This window comes from Acinetobacter sp. GW821-FHT09D10 (genome assembly GCF_059416285.1).
Genome location: NZ_JBWKOW010000001.1, coordinates 125213 through 139271, shown reverse-complemented (window position 1 = coordinate 139271; position 14059 = coordinate 125213). Strand labels below are relative to the sequence as shown.

Sequence of the window (14059 nt, the reverse complement as noted above, 5' to 3'; positions counted from 1 at the left end):
TGTGTTTTAGATTTGCAACTTAAGATCCATAACTGGGAACATATGTTGCATAAAATGCAACCAATAATCATACAGATCGAAGTAAAATAAATTATTAGCCCTTAAGGTTAAAAATCACCTATGAAAGATTTGAATGACTTATATATTTTTGCCTTGATTGTTGAACATGGTGGTCTAAGCAAAGTAGAACAAAAAACAGGAATATCTAAATCAAAATTAAGTCGTAGACTTTCAACTTTAGAGAAAAATTTAAACGTTAAATTATTACAACGAGACTCAAGACAAATTAAGCTTACGGCAATTGGGGAACAGATTTATCAATATGTGCAATCTATGCTTTTAGAGGCACAAACTGTCTATGATCTAATAGATCAGTTACGCGGTGAACCTATTGGAGCGATTACTGTAAGTGTTCCAATAGATGTTGCGGAAAGGATTATGCCTCTTATTCTGCCTGAATTTATGGATAGATATCCCAAAGTAGAAATCAAATTTATTGTGACTAACAAGAGAGTCGATATCCTTAAAGAGTCTGTTGATATAGGTATACGTATTCGACAGAATTTAGATAGTGACCATAATTTGGTTATGAGACATCTTGGCTATACACAGTCAGTGTTGGTTGCTAGCCCCAACTATCTTAATCAGTATGGTACACCTACGCATCCGAGTGAATTAACTAAACATAAGTTGTTAAGTAATATCGAAAATGAAAATCAAACTTGGTTCTTTAGTAATCAAGTTATTAATGAGAATTTAAGTTTACCTATAAAACCATTTATCAAAGCTGCAAGCTTAACCCTGCTGAATTGTTTAGCAACTGATGGAAAAGGTATCGCCCTACTGCCTTTATTAAAGTGCAAAAGTTTAATATTAGAAAAAAAACTGATCGTAGTTTTACCTGAATGGGAACTTCCAACTGGAAATTTTCATTTAATCTTTCCATCTAGAAGTGGTGCTTTGCCAGCATCAAAGGTCTTCCTTGATTTTTTGATAGAAAAAATTCCCCTACTGTTAAAAGAAATGCAGGATATTTAATCTTTTTATTCTAGATCTGTCATAAATTTTTCTCACTTAACCAGTTCGAGATCACCGAGGCCAATGCCTGAGGTTGTTCAATTGGAATCATGTGGCCAGTATTATTAATTATCTCAAGCTTTGCATGTGGCAACTGATCTAATAATTCAGTTGCTTCCTCATTACTACGCAGTTGGTCGTCAGCACCAGAAATAATTAGAGTTGGGCATGTTATCTTACTCATATCATAAGAGCTTCTATCTAACATAGATTGTTTAATGAACTCTTCATAACCTAATGTTTTACCCATCTCTTGGATTCTTTTTACAAGAGTTCGATTTTGAGCATTTGATGGATGAAGAGTTTTTTCAATCGATATCAAGCTCAGCCCACGAAAAGTTTGTTTAGAATTAAGTCTAATTGCGGTTAACTTTTGATTTTTCTGCTCCTCACTATCAGAGCGCAGTGAAGAAGCTATTAAAATTAATGCTTTAACCTTCTCAGGAAATTGTTCTACTAGAGATCTGGCAATATAACCTCCAAGTGAAAATCCAATCAGTACAAAGTTTTCCGGTACTTTTTTAACAATATTTTGAGCAATTTCTTTTATTGTATTTCCTTCTTTTAAATTGGCTCGAAATATATCCCACTCCATGGGCATCTCATTTACGAATTCATTCCAGAGAGATTCATCAAGCATATAACCAGGAATTAGAACGACCGAAAGTGGCTCTCTATTCATAAATTTATAACACCTTAATAAAATGAATGCCCTAATGAAGACGAAAACAAGTACATAAAATTATCGAAATATAAAGTAAATCTTGCGAAGCTTTTCAATCACACTTTAGTCTTTATCAACATATATGATTGAAAGCACTTCTTCTTTAAGCTCATCCAAAGCTGGGGACGCCTATAGCTCTAATATAATAAAAAACACCTTAAAAATAGTATTTAACTAGGCATTTGAGCCCCCTTGATTACAGCAATCAATTACAAGCTGAAATCAGGGATTACAAGAAATGATTAGTTAATTGATATCTCGTAATGGAAGTTATGAGCTAGCCCATAAGATTCACGGTATTCTACTGCAATGCCCTCAAGATTCTTGGCAATACGACATACTTTCACTAAAGGCTCTTCAATATTATTGTTTAAATAACTATCTTTGATATTTTTCTCAAAAGTTAACCGTTCTGTCGCAGAAGAAATAAATTGAGCACAGTGCTGATAGTAAAAAGGATAAAGTAAATTACCGAAATCAGAGATCTGAATTTGTTCAAGACTTTTAAATAAAGATTCTGGTAACCAAATTTTTTCACTTAAAACAATAACTTCTTCGTGTTTTCGAACACGTTCAATATAAAGTAACTTTTCTGTACTTTTAAGCCCTAACTCTGCATTTACTTCGGGGATTGCGTCACACACTTCTACTTTTTTTATTTGCCCTTGAGGCTGAATAAATTCGCCTTTTTTATTTCGTAATCTAAAAAAACGGATGAGTGAATTTTCAAAATTAGGTTGTTTTAAAAAGGTGCCTTTCCCTTGCAACTTAACTAATAAGCCATCTTCAACCAGTCCTTCTACAGCTTTTCTCACAGTTCCCACAGAGACGCTATACATTTGTGCTAGCTCTTGCTCACTTGGAATAGGTTCTTCAACAGTCCATTTCGACTCGATAAGTAGCTTCTGGATTTCCCAGCGAACCTTTTCATATCTCGGTAATTTAAAGTTTTTAAATGCAGCTTCATCAAGCATTTGCGTTAAACATCATAAAATAGATTTGACAATATTAGCATAGTTATATGTAATACAAAAAACCAAACATATATATGTTTAGATGTTTATATATTTATCAAGGAAGATAATATGACTGCATTGATGCTGATGTCCTTAGCACTATCTATAGGCTTAGGTTATAAAACTAAGATTAACATTGGATTTTTTACAATTGCCTTTGCTTACTTGATTGGCGGTTTTGGCATGGGGCTAAAGCCGTCAGAAGTCATTGAATTATGGCCTGTTAAAATTTTCTTTATTATTTTGTCTGTAACCCTGTTTTATAACTTTGCTTTAGCCAATGGGGCCCTAGAAAAACTCGCAAGCCATCTTTTATATAAGTGCCGTAAATTCCCTCAATTTTTACCCTTAGCGATTTTTTTTGCCGCGACTATTATTGCGGGTTTAGGTGCAGGCTTTTATACCGTTCTTGCTTTTATGGCACCCATTACGCTACTGCTGTGTAAAAAAACCAATATGAATATGATTATTGGTGGGATGGCTGCAAATTACGGCGCTTTAGCAGGTGCAAATTTTATGACATCACAAAGTGGCATTATTTTTCGAAGCTTAATGGAAAATACAGGCATTAACTCACAAACTGCTTTTTCATATAGCAGTGGAATTTTTATCTTAACTTTGATTATTCCAATTATAGTATTAGGAATTTATACCCTGTGGAATAGAAAAAATAATTCTATTGTTATTGAAGATCAAAAGCCTGAACCATTTAATACAAAGCAAAAACAGTCGATCTTCCTCATTATTCTCATGATGTCGATTGTTTTAATTTTTCCAATATTACATCTTCTTTTTCCTGATGCGACTACCATTACTTTCTTAAACTCTAAAGTTGATATTGCTTTTCTCGCTATTACCTTTTCGCTCATTAGTTTACTGATGAAACTTGCCGATGAGAAAAAAGTGGTTGCCCTTGTACCGTGGGGAACACTAATCATGATTTGCGGTGTCGGTATGCTCATCGCTTTAGGGGTAAAATTAGGCATTATTACTACACTTTCTGAATGGTTAGCCAATAACGTTCCTATTTGGGTAATCCCTCTTTTGTTATGTTTGATCAGCGCCATTATGTCTGTCTTTTCAAGCACTCTAGGCGTTGTTGCACCTACCTTATTTCCAATCGTTCCAGCTCTAGCGCTTACATCGGGCATTAATCCGCTTCTTCTCTTCATTTGTATTATTGTCGGTGCTCAATCGACTGCTATTTCTCCTTTCTCTTCTGGCGGCAGTCTTATCATGGCCTCAGCACCCGAAGATATCGACAAAACCAAATTCTTTAATCAACTGTTATTTAAAGCAATTCCTGTAGGAGTTATTGCTGCCTTAATCGCTATTTTGGCTTTAAAATTTGTAATGTGAGATGAAAATGAACGCTATAGATACCCATGCACATGTTTTTACGATACAGGACCACAGTATCGAAACAGCACGTTACACGCCTGATTATGATGCCAGCGTACAGAGTTTCATTTCTCATTTAGACAGTAATCATTTGACTCATGGCGTTCTGGTTCAACCCAGCTTTTTGGGTACAAATAACCTAGCAATGTTAAATGCCATTCAGCAATATCCTGACCGTTTAAAAGGAATTGCCGTTATTCAACACACGACGGCTTTTGATGAACTATTTGAACTTCAAGTACAAGGTATTGTTGGCATTCGATTAAATCTTTTTGGATTAGACCTTCCTTCTTTAAATACCATTGAATGGCGGTCTTTTTTACAAACTTTGGAAACTCTGAACTGGCAAATTGAATTACATGCACCACCGAAATATTTGGTTCAGCTTTTGCCTCAATTGAGTGAATACAACATCAATGTTGTGATTGACCATTTTGGCCGCGTTGACCCAATTAAAGGTATTGATGATCCGGATTATCAGCAGTTTTTAAGTTTACTCGATGTGAAACAGCACTGGATTAAGGTGTCAGGGTTTTATCGCCTAGGCACCGATTCAGAAAATATAAATACGGCTCAACAGGCCTATAACTTACTTAAAGAAAAAGGATTATTGCATAAAATTATTTGGGGAAGCGACTGGCCGCATACCCAATATGAAACCACTATTACATATGCAGAATCATTCAATATTTTTAAAAAAATTGTAGTTGATGAAAATGAACAATTCTTAATTTTAAGTCAAAATCCGAACAAACTTTTTGATTTCTCACGTACATAAGGAGTATGTATGAAAAATGATATTTTGATATCAGAAGTAGAAAAGACCACTATTCGTAAACTTTCTTTTCGCATTCTTCCGTTTCTCATTCTTTGTTATTTCATCGCCTATATTGATAGAGTAAATATTGGTTTCGCAGCATTAACCATGAATCAAGAAATTGGCTTAACGGCGACTGCCTTTGGTTTTGGTGCGACATTATTTTTCATTGCATACGTCATATTTGAAATTCCAAGTAACATGGCAATGGAAAAGCTGGGTGCTCGCATCTGGATTGCCAGAATCATGATTACTTGGGGAATTGTCGGTTGCTGTACAGCCTTCATTACTGGCCCCATTTCATACTCAATTTCACGGTTTTTACTCGGTGCTGCCGAAGCAGGATTTTTTCCGGGTGTATTACTGTATTTAACACTCTGGTTCCCTAAACGATATATGGCTCGAATTGTTGCCGTATTTATGGTTGCAATTCCTTTATCTAACTTTATTGGCTCCCCTCTGTCTGGTTTACTCCTTGGTTTACATGGCGTAGTTGGGTTAAGTGGATGGCAAGTTCTTTTAATTCTAGAAGCCTTACCCGCAATCCTTCTTGGTTTATTGTGCCTAGTATGGCTGCCTAATACTGCAAATAATGTGAAATGGTTAAGTAAAGAAGAAAAGGAATGGCTATCAAGCACCTTAACTTTTGAAAAAAACCAACTCTTAAATTCTGAAAAACAAGACAGTGCAGAACAGAAAAAGAGTAAGTTTAAGCTTCTTATTACCAATAAATATTTATGGTTATTCGCCATTATCTATGCAGGAAGCTCAGCAACCAGCAATATATTATCTTTATGGATGCCTCAAATATTAAAAGCTTTCCATTTAACTGCCATGGAAACAGGTCTTTTGAATATGATTCCATTTGGTTTGGCTGCCGTTTTCATGATTGTTTGGGGAGTACATGCCGATAAAAGTGGCAATAAAAGCCTAAACACTGCAATTCCATTATTTGTGACCAGTCTTGGCTTATTCCTTACTATTTTTACCTCATCTCTAACATTGAGCTTGGTTTTATTCTCTTTGGTTTTGATGGGTAACTACGCAATCAAAGGTCCTTTCTGGGCATTGGTTTCTGAACGGTTACCGCCAACTTTGGTCGCTGTAGGCATCGCAGCGGTCAATACCATTGCGCATATTGGAACTGGCCTTATGAACTCTATAATGGGCATTGTGAAAGACTATTCGGGTAGTTTCCCTGTTTCTCTTTTACCGTTATGTATTCTTACATTTACGGGTGCCATGATTGCATTGTATCTGGGAAGAAAACCGACATTACCGAAAGCACAAAAGGTTCAAAATATTGTATAAGGTTTGAGAGTTAGAAATGCACTAGCTCATAAAGCGAAAAGAGACCATTTAACGGTCTCTTTTTTAATTTATAACAAACCTATAGAAGCTACGATAAATCAATGTTTTCCTATTTTCACACGAAAACTATGAGGACTTTCATCCGTAATTTTAATTGTATATAGATATGTAAGCTGTTTTTGATCTTTTCTCATATCAATTTTAATTACTCCATCAGCCTTCTCGCCAGTTATATCAACTTTATAAGAGTAAAGTGGTCGTTCAGCACTAGAATAAGGGTCAGAGCCAAATCTACGAATACTGTAACTTTTAATTTTTCCAAATTTCTCACTTATAGTTTTATCTGTATATATAACTGATTCAATTCTTTGAATATTTCCCTTATTATTAATAATTAAATACGCCCCACTAAAAATAAGAAAAATTACAGCCAATAAAGCGATGTTCCGTTTTTTCTTCAAGTCTTTAAATTCTATAAACATGTAGTTTTGTCAATTTTTAGGAAAAAATATTCTATCAAACTTCAATCATTTATATTAATTTTTTAAGCCAAATAGCTCATAAGTCTTTACTTAATTCTTATCAAGACTCGAAAACTTATTTTATTTTTCATAAATTTCACCCATTAAAAAACCCTCCATTAGAGGGCTTAATTCAAAGCTAATTAAGTAAATTTACAATATTGGTCCACCCCATTTTATGAGCCAAATCTACAGGAATCATTGATTGATTATTCATTACCAACTTATTAATATTCAACCTTAAAAGTTCTTGAACAAATAAATAATTACCCGCTATAACTTCACGATGTAACAATTGATTACCACTTTCATCTTTTTCAGTAATGATTGTAGGGTCTGCATTTATAATACCTATGAACTGATCCAAAATACTCTTACACATGGGATGTTCATCTAGATTTTCGGGACAATTTTTCTGGTCATAAACTAGAAAAATTTCATCAGGATTGCCAAAATCAATCCCCCACGCCTCATCATATTCTTTACGATCTAGTGTATCTAAAGTTTTACGATATTCTTGAATCGTAAACCCACCATGAACATTGCCATTAGATAAAAACATCCAATCAACTATAGACTCAAATTGAAGCCTTACGGTTTCACCAGCTTGCACATTATCAATAATATAAGGTTCGTTTAACAAAGTTCCTGAAATTGTACTCCCATCAAAATCAACTTGATCAATCCACATATACTCAATCAAAGGTTGGTCTTTATCCTCAACGTTTTCTTGGGTAAATGCACATTTCACATAAGCCAGTTCTAGAGCAGGCACAATTCGTCGATATTCCCAATAAAGTTCACGCCAAAAATATTTAAATGTACTTATAGCTTTCTCAAAAGCGATAATCATTTCCGGAGATTCATTCTTATGCAATTTATTCATATAATCCATATTACAGTTAATTAATATTAAGCTTTCTTATATTAACACTATGATAAATTTAAATATCTTAAAATTTCTCAACTGTGAACATGAATGTTCAAAAAAAAGAACTCCTCCAAGATCAATTCAAAGCGGGCTTCGTGGACCGTAAGAAGTTCGGCAAATTAAAATCAACTATTAAAAAACCCACTGAAGTGGGTCATGTTTACTCTATATAATAGCTGTTGCCATCGGAACTGTAGAAAACCAAATTTGAAGTAGGGTAAATAAATTCACCTTTTAACAAAATATATTCAACTTTGGGTCTCTGAACTCTAGATGAATGATTGATTTTATTAGTGTTTACTTCTGTATAATTTGCCTGTGCTCTTTTTTCTTTACCTTGGAAATCAATAATTGTAATGTCTTTTAGCATTCATATGCTCCAATTTAATCATGCATATTATGCCTAACGATATTTTTATACTATCAATATTTTGTAGACAACTAGATTGAATTAATTTTTAAAACTGTATTAATCCACTATCTTGAAATTATTTATATATGTGTGCTTTATGTACCCCTACTTGAAATTCGAATGACGTAATTTCAAAATTTAAAGGATAAGACTCAACAGGTTATATATAATTGATTTTATTTATGAAATAAGTCGTCGAGATAAAGATCTTTTCTAGGACATATCAACACATATAAGTCTTAAAACTACCGCAATGTAAAGGCTTTTAAAGCGTACTATGAACTCTCCCTAGTGAAGATAAGAAGATAAAAATGTCAGGTTTTAAAAGTTTTTCTCAAAATACAACAAACAACACTAATATCATCAAAGCTCAAATGAACAAGCATTCTTCAGCAACACCACCTACTGAAACTCAGCCTTCACAAGTTCCGGGCACTGTAAAAGATCTGCCTGAGAATAATGAACAACCTGATCCTAATAACAAATAATTTCTTATTAACAGTGCCTTAGACGTTGTTTTGAGGCTCTGCTACTATAAAGAATAAATTAGTGCACTGATTTATTATAATATTAACTACTTTTATCAATTTGATTTGTTTAGTTATTTAAGAAATTACAGCCATTCATTCCAGAAAATTGATATGACTAGTCTCTCAGATATGAGGGGCTTTTTTAATTGTTTTTTTCACTTAACCAGTATTTAGCTGACTCACCCTAGATAGATTAAGCCCACCAAAATTGGCGGGCTTATTTTTTATATCTGAATTATGAAAGGTATGGATGTTTTTGCGCCAAGTAATCATTCGCTATCTTTGTTGTCTCAGCATAGGTCAACTCCGCACACAGCCAAAAGCGATAAGTGTTTTCACCAATAATGTAACTTTGACGATTGTAAGTAGATTCCTTACTTGTATCTATTTCACTAGCCTTAAAGAACGTTCCTTCACGGTTATTTACAACTTCGCCGTCTAAATCACCACCGATACAAATAAACATTGTAATAATCCATAAATTTATGAAGATCAGCTTAACATACAAAGTAAAAAGCCTCGCGTGTAATTGATACTTTGCGAGGCTTTAAATACTGTGATCTTTCTAGCAAGCTTTGTCATATTGGATAAAAGAAATATTGGTTAAGATTAATGAGTTTTATTAATCAAATATCATCATTGAATTTGGTGAAGATCTAATATCAACTCTTCAATGAAGATTCTATTTGAATTTTATACTTAATATCTTTCTCCTCATCAGTATAAGTTAGTGTTCGTTCGTCCCTTCTTTTTCTTAATTTTCCAATTTCCGAGTCAATCTTTGCCGTAAGCAAAGATTCTTCTTCTTGATCCTCATTAGGAATGTAGTCAATTGTTGATTTCATACTTTAACACTCCTGTTATGTCTCATTGTTAGTTCGAGATAACTAAATAAACAAGTGAGTTAAAGTGTTTTTATTCCATAAAGAAAATTTTGGATCTAGAACAACAAAAAAGCCCATTTTCCGATGAGCTTTTTTAGTTAAGTATTAATACACATTACGCTTTGAAAGTCTGCTAATACAATTTTCATTGTTCATACATTACTCCCATTAAAAAAGAGCCTTTCGGCTCTTAAAAATCTAATTTTTACTTTCTTGATACTGTCGGTAAGCAACAATTATCTTCTCTTCAATTTGTAAATTTTCTAAAGTGAAATCATCTTCAATAGACCGTACATTGGAGTTTGTAGGAGCCGATGTACTATGTGAAGGCAAATGCTTTGGAATAGTTACCAATTGAGTTCTTTGGCTTATATACTTTTCAAGCGCAGCATCCAAATCGGTTTTCTCAAAAAATATATAATCAACATTTAAAGAGTTCACTGTAATAACGTCACAACCATAAAAATTATTAAAGTTTTTGCTTAAATCGGTGTTTGGGTCATGCAAGATATCTTCGTAAGTCTGTAAACTGATAAACACTAAATCAGGATTTCTATCATAACGATCATGATAGCTTGTCCTGCCCTGAACTAAATCAATTCTAATCGTCATAATAATTACTCAAGATGTTGAATCTCAAATATATCAAATAAAAAATAAAAAGCCCCGCCAATAATCGATATTTAGCGGGGCCTAAATGTACAGACTATTCTGTATTTATCTATATCCCAAAAAAAATGCTATCGCATTTATGAAATTTAATTAGTAAAGGAAAGAAAAGCCATTCTCATAAATTTTATCTGTAGGAACATAGTAATATCCTTGACAAGCACCTGTTACATCATCTATTGCTCCAAGTGAAAGAATACCACTGGCAATGGTTAAAGCTGTAAATACAGGCCCACCACTATCACTACCACCACAAGTAGGCGTATTTACATCTACCCAAAAACTGCCAGGGAATAGAGGTGCACCAGTATTAGGATCATTCTCTGGAACAATCACACCCACACCTCTAACAGTACCGCAACTATATCCTGTTGCATTACCATAATGACAAACATTATCCCCGACTCTTGTTGCAGATAACGTGCGTCTACCAGTAAGTGTTCTAGTCGTTGTTGGTCCTACATAAAACTTATTAGTAATAGTGGCTGTTGTACTATTCCACTGAAGATCATTAGACTGCGCAAATGGAATCTCACCTACAAATGTATATTGTGTTCCATCCTGTTTACTCTTGAAGTTATTAGGACAGTGAGCAGCAGTACTCATATACTTTGTTCCACTAGCATTTTTAATACCAAAACCAGTTGTACAATCTGCATACATTGTTGAGCTAATTTGTCCTGCAACAAAAGTCCCGCCATTAGCATCTACAAGAGGCTTTACAGACCAGTTAACTAAATTAATTTCTAAAGGCAAATTCGGGTTGTTCCAAGCAGCTTTGATTTGATCTATTTTTCTTTGATTCTCTGTTGTTTGTTTACCATTTACACGTACATAAATACTGCCGCTCTTTTCGTCATACCCAACGGTTTGAATTCTAGAAAAATATTTACTGGCTAATTTAGCAGCTTTATCCAATTGCCCTTTTGCATTCTCTCTTGTTTCTTTAGCTCCATATTGAATTTCGATAGGTAAATTGCTTTTCGAAATAGCATTCCCTACCGCTACATTTCTTTTTTCATTCTGGCCATATCCCTTGACTCTAACCACAATTTTATATGTAGGTGCATTTTCTACATAAATACCACCTATACGTCCTTTAAACTCTTTTTCAATAGCATCCAGTGCAGAGTCTCGGTTAGCTTCCAATACTAATGCTTTATTTGCTTCTGCTGTGCTAACGCCATGTAATAAAGAATAGCTTCGAATATCCTGCTCAATTCCCTCATTTGATGCAGCAAATGTACAAGATGATGAAATTAAAATTGTTAGTGCTAATATTTTTTTCATTTTTTACCTTCTGGTCAAAAAACAAGATTTAAATATAACGATATATTGTTTATATAAAAACCAACCAAAATTTAATCGTGAGCTGCACATCCTTAAGATTTTCTTTAACACTTCACCATTAAATGTAATATTTCTAAGGAAAAATTAGAAAATTACAATTTATAAAACAAAATATTATGAACCGTTATTTTTTGTTTATTTTCTAAATAGTCTTTTTACTTAATTTAAATATCAGAAGTTATAAAAAGTGCCTTGTACACCATCAATACTTAGTAAAACAATTTTGTGCCGTAATTCATCTGACTATTTAGGTAATAAAAGACTACCTCTTGAGATAGGAATCACTAGTTAGCCACACGCACTAGCTATTATTCGTTTTGTTTTTGGATCAATTACTATAGTGACTCGATCTGGGCGGAAGTCTTCAGTAACTGGTTCTCCGAGGTAAGCACTTCGATAAATTCGAGCATTGGTCATCGATAGAACCTGTTTTTCGGTTAAGCCAGTTTTACCTATAAGATTTTTAACTTTAATTGGATCACAGTCAAAAGATGAGTCCCATTCTTTACTTGTGCCAAGGACTGGAGGCTTGACTTTTTTCTCTTGTAGCTGCGCTTGAGCTTGTTTAGTAGCTTCAGGGTTTAATACATTATTTGAACATGCTGAAAGCAGGCTCGTCACGAGCCCTATAAAAATATATCTTTTCATATTTTAACTACTAATTTTTAATTTAAAATAAATATAGCATAAGCTAAAAATGAAAAGACTCATAAGGAATCTATAAAACTCCAACGCATAAGACATCTCTAATCTATTAAGGCCATTACAACAAATACTTATAACTCTGCTTACCACATTCATAAGGCGTACCTTTTAATTCTTCCAATTCCTCTTGTAACTTTTGTCGATCAAGTGGGAAAATAGTTATAACATCCTGATCTTTTAAACCAAATCTTTCTTTATTTAACTCCAAAAATTCAATCATTGGTTTTTGTGCTTTTCCAATATCACATAAAAGGTCAGCTATTCTCATTTGATGTTTAAAGCTAACTTGTCCTACCGAATGAATTCCGCTTAAATAATTTTGTAAGTTCTGTTCAGCAGTTCGTGAATTTTCTATTAATCCTAGAAAAATCGCCATTCTCTCTCTTCCTAGTTTTTCCGCATGTAAGTAAGTAGAGCTTAGAAAAAATAAAATAAGGATAATTGGTGATAGTTTCATTTTATTAGACTTAAAAATTTTTTAGATTCAAATTATAAATAAAAAGCTTTGTCATTAGTCAATATTTAACAAGGCTTTCAGTGACTGAATACATCAACAATTTAAGAACTTAATTGAATACTTTGATTCTATTTATCGACTTAACTACAGTTTGCATAGATGATTTTCGATTCGTTATCAATTACAACACTCAGTCGATCATAATGTAAGTCTGTCCTTACAGATTGACCTATATGGGAAACTCGTACCACTCCCGCATTCGTCATTGCTTTTAAATCCTGCTCACTTGGAAGAGATTGCCCAATAAGCTTTTTAGCCTCATTGGGATTGCAATAAGTATCTTTAGGCTTTACTTCTAATGGGGTTTGTTTAGGTTCATTAGTTGCACACCCAACGCTACTTAAAATAATCAAATAACTTAATAGAATTTTTTTCATAACCTACCCCTTGGGATTCTTTTCTATATTTAATACTCTTGTTTATTTACATCCAATTTCAGATATTCATCTCAAAAAATCCCAGCATTTAAGAAATTTTTTATTCAGTAAAAAGTACTATGTACTGTTTTTTAGTTCAAATTGTCCTACAATTATCATTAAGTCTTACTTTATAACTAAAATCTATTACAGGGATGGAATAACTATGACAAATATCAATGATAGCGAACCTATATCGCCTCAATATAGCTTGCGCTTACCTGTAGAACTTCGCGAAAAACTTACAAATGCAGCAAAGAGCAATTCCCACTCACTAAACAAAGAGATAATTATAAGACTTGAACAATCATTAATTTTAGAAAAGTGCCCTGAGTGTGTTAAGTACTTACAGACAGTGAAGAACCATGAAAAAATATTTGAAGAGCAATATAAAATGTTTGAGGAGTTAAATAAAAAAGATACAGAATAAAAGTATGAAAATACGTTTATGCTAAGTCACATATGTCCTATATACAAAAGCCCACCATTCGATGAGCTTCTTATTTAATTAAGATTATTAAATGCATTAGGCTTTAAAGTCTGCTAATACAATTTTTTTTACTATTTCATCAAAAGTTGGTTTCAGAAGAGCGGGCTTGCTATTTTTATAGTTTCATACCAATAACTCGCTGCAACTCCCATACTGAACAACGCTAACAATTTCATTGCTCACCTCACTTATTGGGAAGAGTGGAACTTAAAGTATCATTCGCCTTTGTAGCCTTCCAACTCGTTTTAGCGAGGTTTCTGTATGTATTTTAAGCAATGTGTAATAAAA

At 33.5% G+C, this 14059-nt stretch carries 18 protein-coding genes and 1 pseudogene; 6 read left to right on the top strand and 13 right to left on the bottom strand.

Annotated features, from left to right (window positions below; genetic code table 11):
- Positions 1 to 120 precede the first annotated feature (120 nt).
- Complete coding sequence (locus AC07M3_RS00685; protein WP_092705959.1) at positions 121 to 1038, top strand: LysR substrate-binding domain-containing protein; 918 nt, start codon at positions 121 to 123, stop codon at positions 1036 to 1038.
- A 19-nt stretch (positions 1039 to 1057) separates the two neighbouring features.
- On the opposite strand, the gene AC07M3_RS00680 is transcribed toward AC07M3_RS00685, so the two are convergent.
- Both AC07M3_RS00680 and AC07M3_RS00675 read right to left on the bottom strand, forming a co-directional pair.
- Complete coding sequence (locus AC07M3_RS00680) at positions 1058 to 1759, bottom strand: alpha/beta fold hydrolase (protein WP_494566207.1); 702 nt, start codon at positions 1757 to 1759, stop codon at positions 1058 to 1060.
- Between the two features lie 284 nt (positions 1760 to 2043).
- Positions 2044 to 2775, bottom strand: coding sequence for a GntR family transcriptional regulator (locus tag AC07M3_RS00675; protein WP_494566206.1), 732 nt, complete (start codon positions 2773 to 2775; stop codon positions 2044 to 2046).
- Positions 2776 to 2886: 111 nt separating this feature from the next.
- On the opposite strand from AC07M3_RS00675, the gene AC07M3_RS00670 reads away from it, so the two are divergent.
- The 3 genes from AC07M3_RS00670 to AC07M3_RS00660 are packed head-to-tail and all read left to right on the top strand — an operon-like array spanning position 2887 to position 6346.
- A complete protein-coding gene (locus AC07M3_RS00670; RefSeq protein WP_494566205.1) occupies positions 2887 to 4176 on the top strand; it encodes an SLC13 family permease in 1290 nt (429 codons plus the stop codon).
- A gap of 7 nt (positions 4177 to 4183) precedes the next feature.
- Complete coding sequence (locus AC07M3_RS00665) at positions 4184 to 4996, top strand: amidohydrolase family protein (protein WP_494566204.1); 813 nt, start codon at positions 4184 to 4186, stop codon at positions 4994 to 4996.
- A 9-nt stretch (positions 4997 to 5005) separates the two neighbouring features.
- Entirely contained in the window at positions 5006 to 6346 is a 1341-nt protein-coding gene (locus tag AC07M3_RS00660; RefSeq protein WP_494566203.1) for an MFS transporter, read from the top strand.
- 98 nt (positions 6347 to 6444) lie between these two features.
- Here AC07M3_RS00660 and AC07M3_RS00655 read toward each other — a convergent pair whose 3' ends face one another.
- From AC07M3_RS00655 to AC07M3_RS00645, 3 genes are all read right to left on the bottom strand, one after another.
- The gene (locus AC07M3_RS00655; RefSeq protein ID WP_494566202.1) at positions 6445 to 6828 is read right to left on the bottom strand and encodes a hypothetical protein; all 384 of its coding nucleotides are present in this window, start codon (positions 6826 to 6828) and stop codon (positions 6445 to 6447) included.
- A gap of 178 nt (positions 6829 to 7006) precedes the next feature.
- On the bottom strand, positions 7007 to 7720 hold the full coding sequence (locus tag AC07M3_RS00650; RefSeq protein WP_494566897.1) for a YegJ family protein: 714 nt from the start codon (positions 7718 to 7720) through the stop codon (positions 7007 to 7009).
- A gap of 238 nt (positions 7721 to 7958) precedes the next feature.
- Positions 7959 to 8168, bottom strand: a complete 210-nt coding sequence (locus AC07M3_RS00645) for a hypothetical protein (RefSeq protein WP_004642902.1) — start codon at positions 8166 to 8168, stop codon at positions 7959 to 7961.
- Positions 8169 to 8521: 353 nt separating this feature from the next.
- Between AC07M3_RS00645 and AC07M3_RS00640 the strand changes: the two genes are divergently transcribed.
- Positions 8522 to 8698, top strand: a complete 177-nt coding sequence (locus AC07M3_RS00640; protein ID WP_166645289.1) for a hypothetical protein — start codon at positions 8522 to 8524, stop codon at positions 8696 to 8698.
- A 277-nt stretch (positions 8699 to 8975) separates the two neighbouring features.
- Here AC07M3_RS00640 and AC07M3_RS00635 read toward each other — a convergent pair whose 3' ends face one another.
- The 7 genes from AC07M3_RS00635 to AC07M3_RS00605 all read right to left on the bottom strand — a co-directional run bounded on the left by AC07M3_RS00635 (position 8976) and on the right by AC07M3_RS00605 (position 13242).
- Positions 8976 to 9206: a hypothetical protein gene (locus AC07M3_RS00635; RefSeq protein WP_005040408.1), complete on the bottom strand. Its 231-nt coding sequence runs from the start codon at positions 9204 to 9206 to the stop codon at positions 8976 to 8978.
- A gap of 196 nt (positions 9207 to 9402) precedes the next feature.
- Positions 9403 to 9585 (bottom strand): hypothetical protein, encoded by a 183-nt coding sequence (locus tag AC07M3_RS00630; RefSeq protein WP_494566201.1) that lies wholly within the window; start codon positions 9583 to 9585, stop codon positions 9403 to 9405.
- 237 nt (positions 9586 to 9822) lie between these two features.
- The gene (locus tag AC07M3_RS00625; protein WP_307009505.1) at positions 9823 to 10236 is read right to left on the bottom strand and encodes a hypothetical protein; all 414 of its coding nucleotides are present in this window, start codon (positions 10234 to 10236) and stop codon (positions 9823 to 9825) included.
- A 150-nt stretch (positions 10237 to 10386) separates the two neighbouring features.
- Complete coding sequence (locus tag AC07M3_RS00620) at positions 10387 to 11583, bottom strand: chymotrypsin family serine protease (RefSeq protein WP_494566200.1); 1197 nt, start codon at positions 11581 to 11583, stop codon at positions 10387 to 10389.
- Between the two features lie 348 nt (positions 11584 to 11931).
- Positions 11932 to 12291: a hypothetical protein gene (locus tag AC07M3_RS00615; protein ID WP_133745933.1), complete on the bottom strand. Its 360-nt coding sequence runs from the start codon at positions 12289 to 12291 to the stop codon at positions 11932 to 11934.
- Positions 12292 to 12406: 115 nt separating this feature from the next.
- Positions 12407 to 12805, bottom strand: a complete 399-nt coding sequence (locus AC07M3_RS00610; protein ID WP_494566199.1) for a hypothetical protein — start codon at positions 12803 to 12805, stop codon at positions 12407 to 12409.
- Between the two features lie 140 nt (positions 12806 to 12945).
- Complete coding sequence (locus tag AC07M3_RS00605) at positions 12946 to 13242, bottom strand: hypothetical protein (protein ID WP_494566198.1); 297 nt, start codon at positions 13240 to 13242, stop codon at positions 12946 to 12948.
- 205 nt (positions 13243 to 13447) lie between these two features.
- Here AC07M3_RS00605 and AC07M3_RS00600 point away from each other — a divergent pair, with 205 nt between their 5' ends.
- Positions 13448 to 13711, top strand: coding sequence for an Arc family DNA-binding protein (locus AC07M3_RS00600; RefSeq protein ID WP_133745930.1), 264 nt, complete (start codon positions 13448 to 13450; stop codon positions 13709 to 13711).
- Positions 13712 to 13807: 96 nt separating this feature from the next.
- Here AC07M3_RS00600 and AC07M3_RS00595 read toward each other — a convergent pair.
- Positions 13808 to 13947: pseudogene (locus AC07M3_RS00595) on the bottom strand (hypothetical protein).
- Positions 13948 to 14059 lie beyond the last annotated feature (112 nt).

Excerpts from the sequence above, each read along its gene's own strand:
- AC07M3_RS00685 (WP_092705959.1), top strand. The coding sequence starts at position 121 with ATGAAAGATTTGAATGACTTATATATTTTTGCCTTGATTGTTGAACAT.
- AC07M3_RS00680 (WP_494566207.1), bottom strand. The coding sequence starts at position 1,759 with ATGAATAGAGAGCCACTTTCGGTCGTTCTAATTCCTGGTTATATGCTT.
- AC07M3_RS00675 (WP_494566206.1), bottom strand. The coding sequence starts at position 2,775 with ATGCTTGATGAAGCTGCATTTAAAAACTTTAAATTACCGAGATATGAA.
- AC07M3_RS00670 (WP_494566205.1), top strand. The coding sequence starts at position 2,887 with ATGACTGCATTGATGCTGATGTCCTTAGCACTATCTATAGGCTTAGGT.
- AC07M3_RS00665 (WP_494566204.1), top strand. The coding sequence starts at position 4,184 with ATGAACGCTATAGATACCCATGCACATGTTTTTACGATACAGGACCAC.
- AC07M3_RS00660 (WP_494566203.1), top strand. The coding sequence starts at position 5,006 with ATGAAAAATGATATTTTGATATCAGAAGTAGAAAAGACCACTATTCGT.
- AC07M3_RS00655 (WP_494566202.1), bottom strand. The coding sequence starts at position 6,828 with ATGTTTATAGAATTTAAAGACTTGAAGAAAAAACGGAACATCGCTTTA.
- AC07M3_RS00650 (WP_494566897.1), bottom strand. The coding sequence starts at position 7,720 with ATGATTATCGCTTTTGAGAAAGCTATAAGTACATTTAAATATTTTTGG.
- AC07M3_RS00645 (WP_004642902.1), bottom strand. The coding sequence starts at position 8,168 with ATGCTAAAAGACATTACAATTATTGATTTCCAAGGTAAAGAAAAAAGA.
- AC07M3_RS00640 (WP_166645289.1), top strand. The coding sequence starts at position 8,522 with ATGTCAGGTTTTAAAAGTTTTTCTCAAAATACAACAAACAACACTAAT.
- AC07M3_RS00635 (WP_005040408.1), bottom strand. The coding sequence starts at position 9,206 with ATGTTTATTTGTATCGGTGGTGATTTAGACGGCGAAGTTGTAAATAAC.
- AC07M3_RS00630 (WP_494566201.1), bottom strand. The coding sequence starts at position 9,585 with ATGAAATCAACAATTGACTACATTCCTAATGAGGATCAAGAAGAAGAA.
- AC07M3_RS00625 (WP_307009505.1), bottom strand. The coding sequence starts at position 10,236 with ATGACGATTAGAATTGATTTAGTTCAGGGCAGGACAAGCTATCATGAT.
- AC07M3_RS00620 (WP_494566200.1), bottom strand. The coding sequence starts at position 11,583 with ATGAAAAAAATATTAGCACTAACAATTTTAATTTCATCATCTTGTACA.
- AC07M3_RS00615 (WP_133745933.1), bottom strand. The coding sequence starts at position 12,291 with ATGAAAAGATATATTTTTATAGGGCTCGTGACGAGCCTGCTTTCAGCA.
- AC07M3_RS00610 (WP_494566199.1), bottom strand. The coding sequence starts at position 12,805 with ATGAAACTATCACCAATTATCCTTATTTTATTTTTTCTAAGCTCTACT.
- AC07M3_RS00605 (WP_494566198.1), bottom strand. The coding sequence starts at position 13,242 with ATGAAAAAAATTCTATTAAGTTATTTGATTATTTTAAGTAGCGTTGGG.
- AC07M3_RS00600 (WP_133745930.1), top strand. The coding sequence starts at position 13,448 with ATGACAAATATCAATGATAGCGAACCTATATCGCCTCAATATAGCTTG.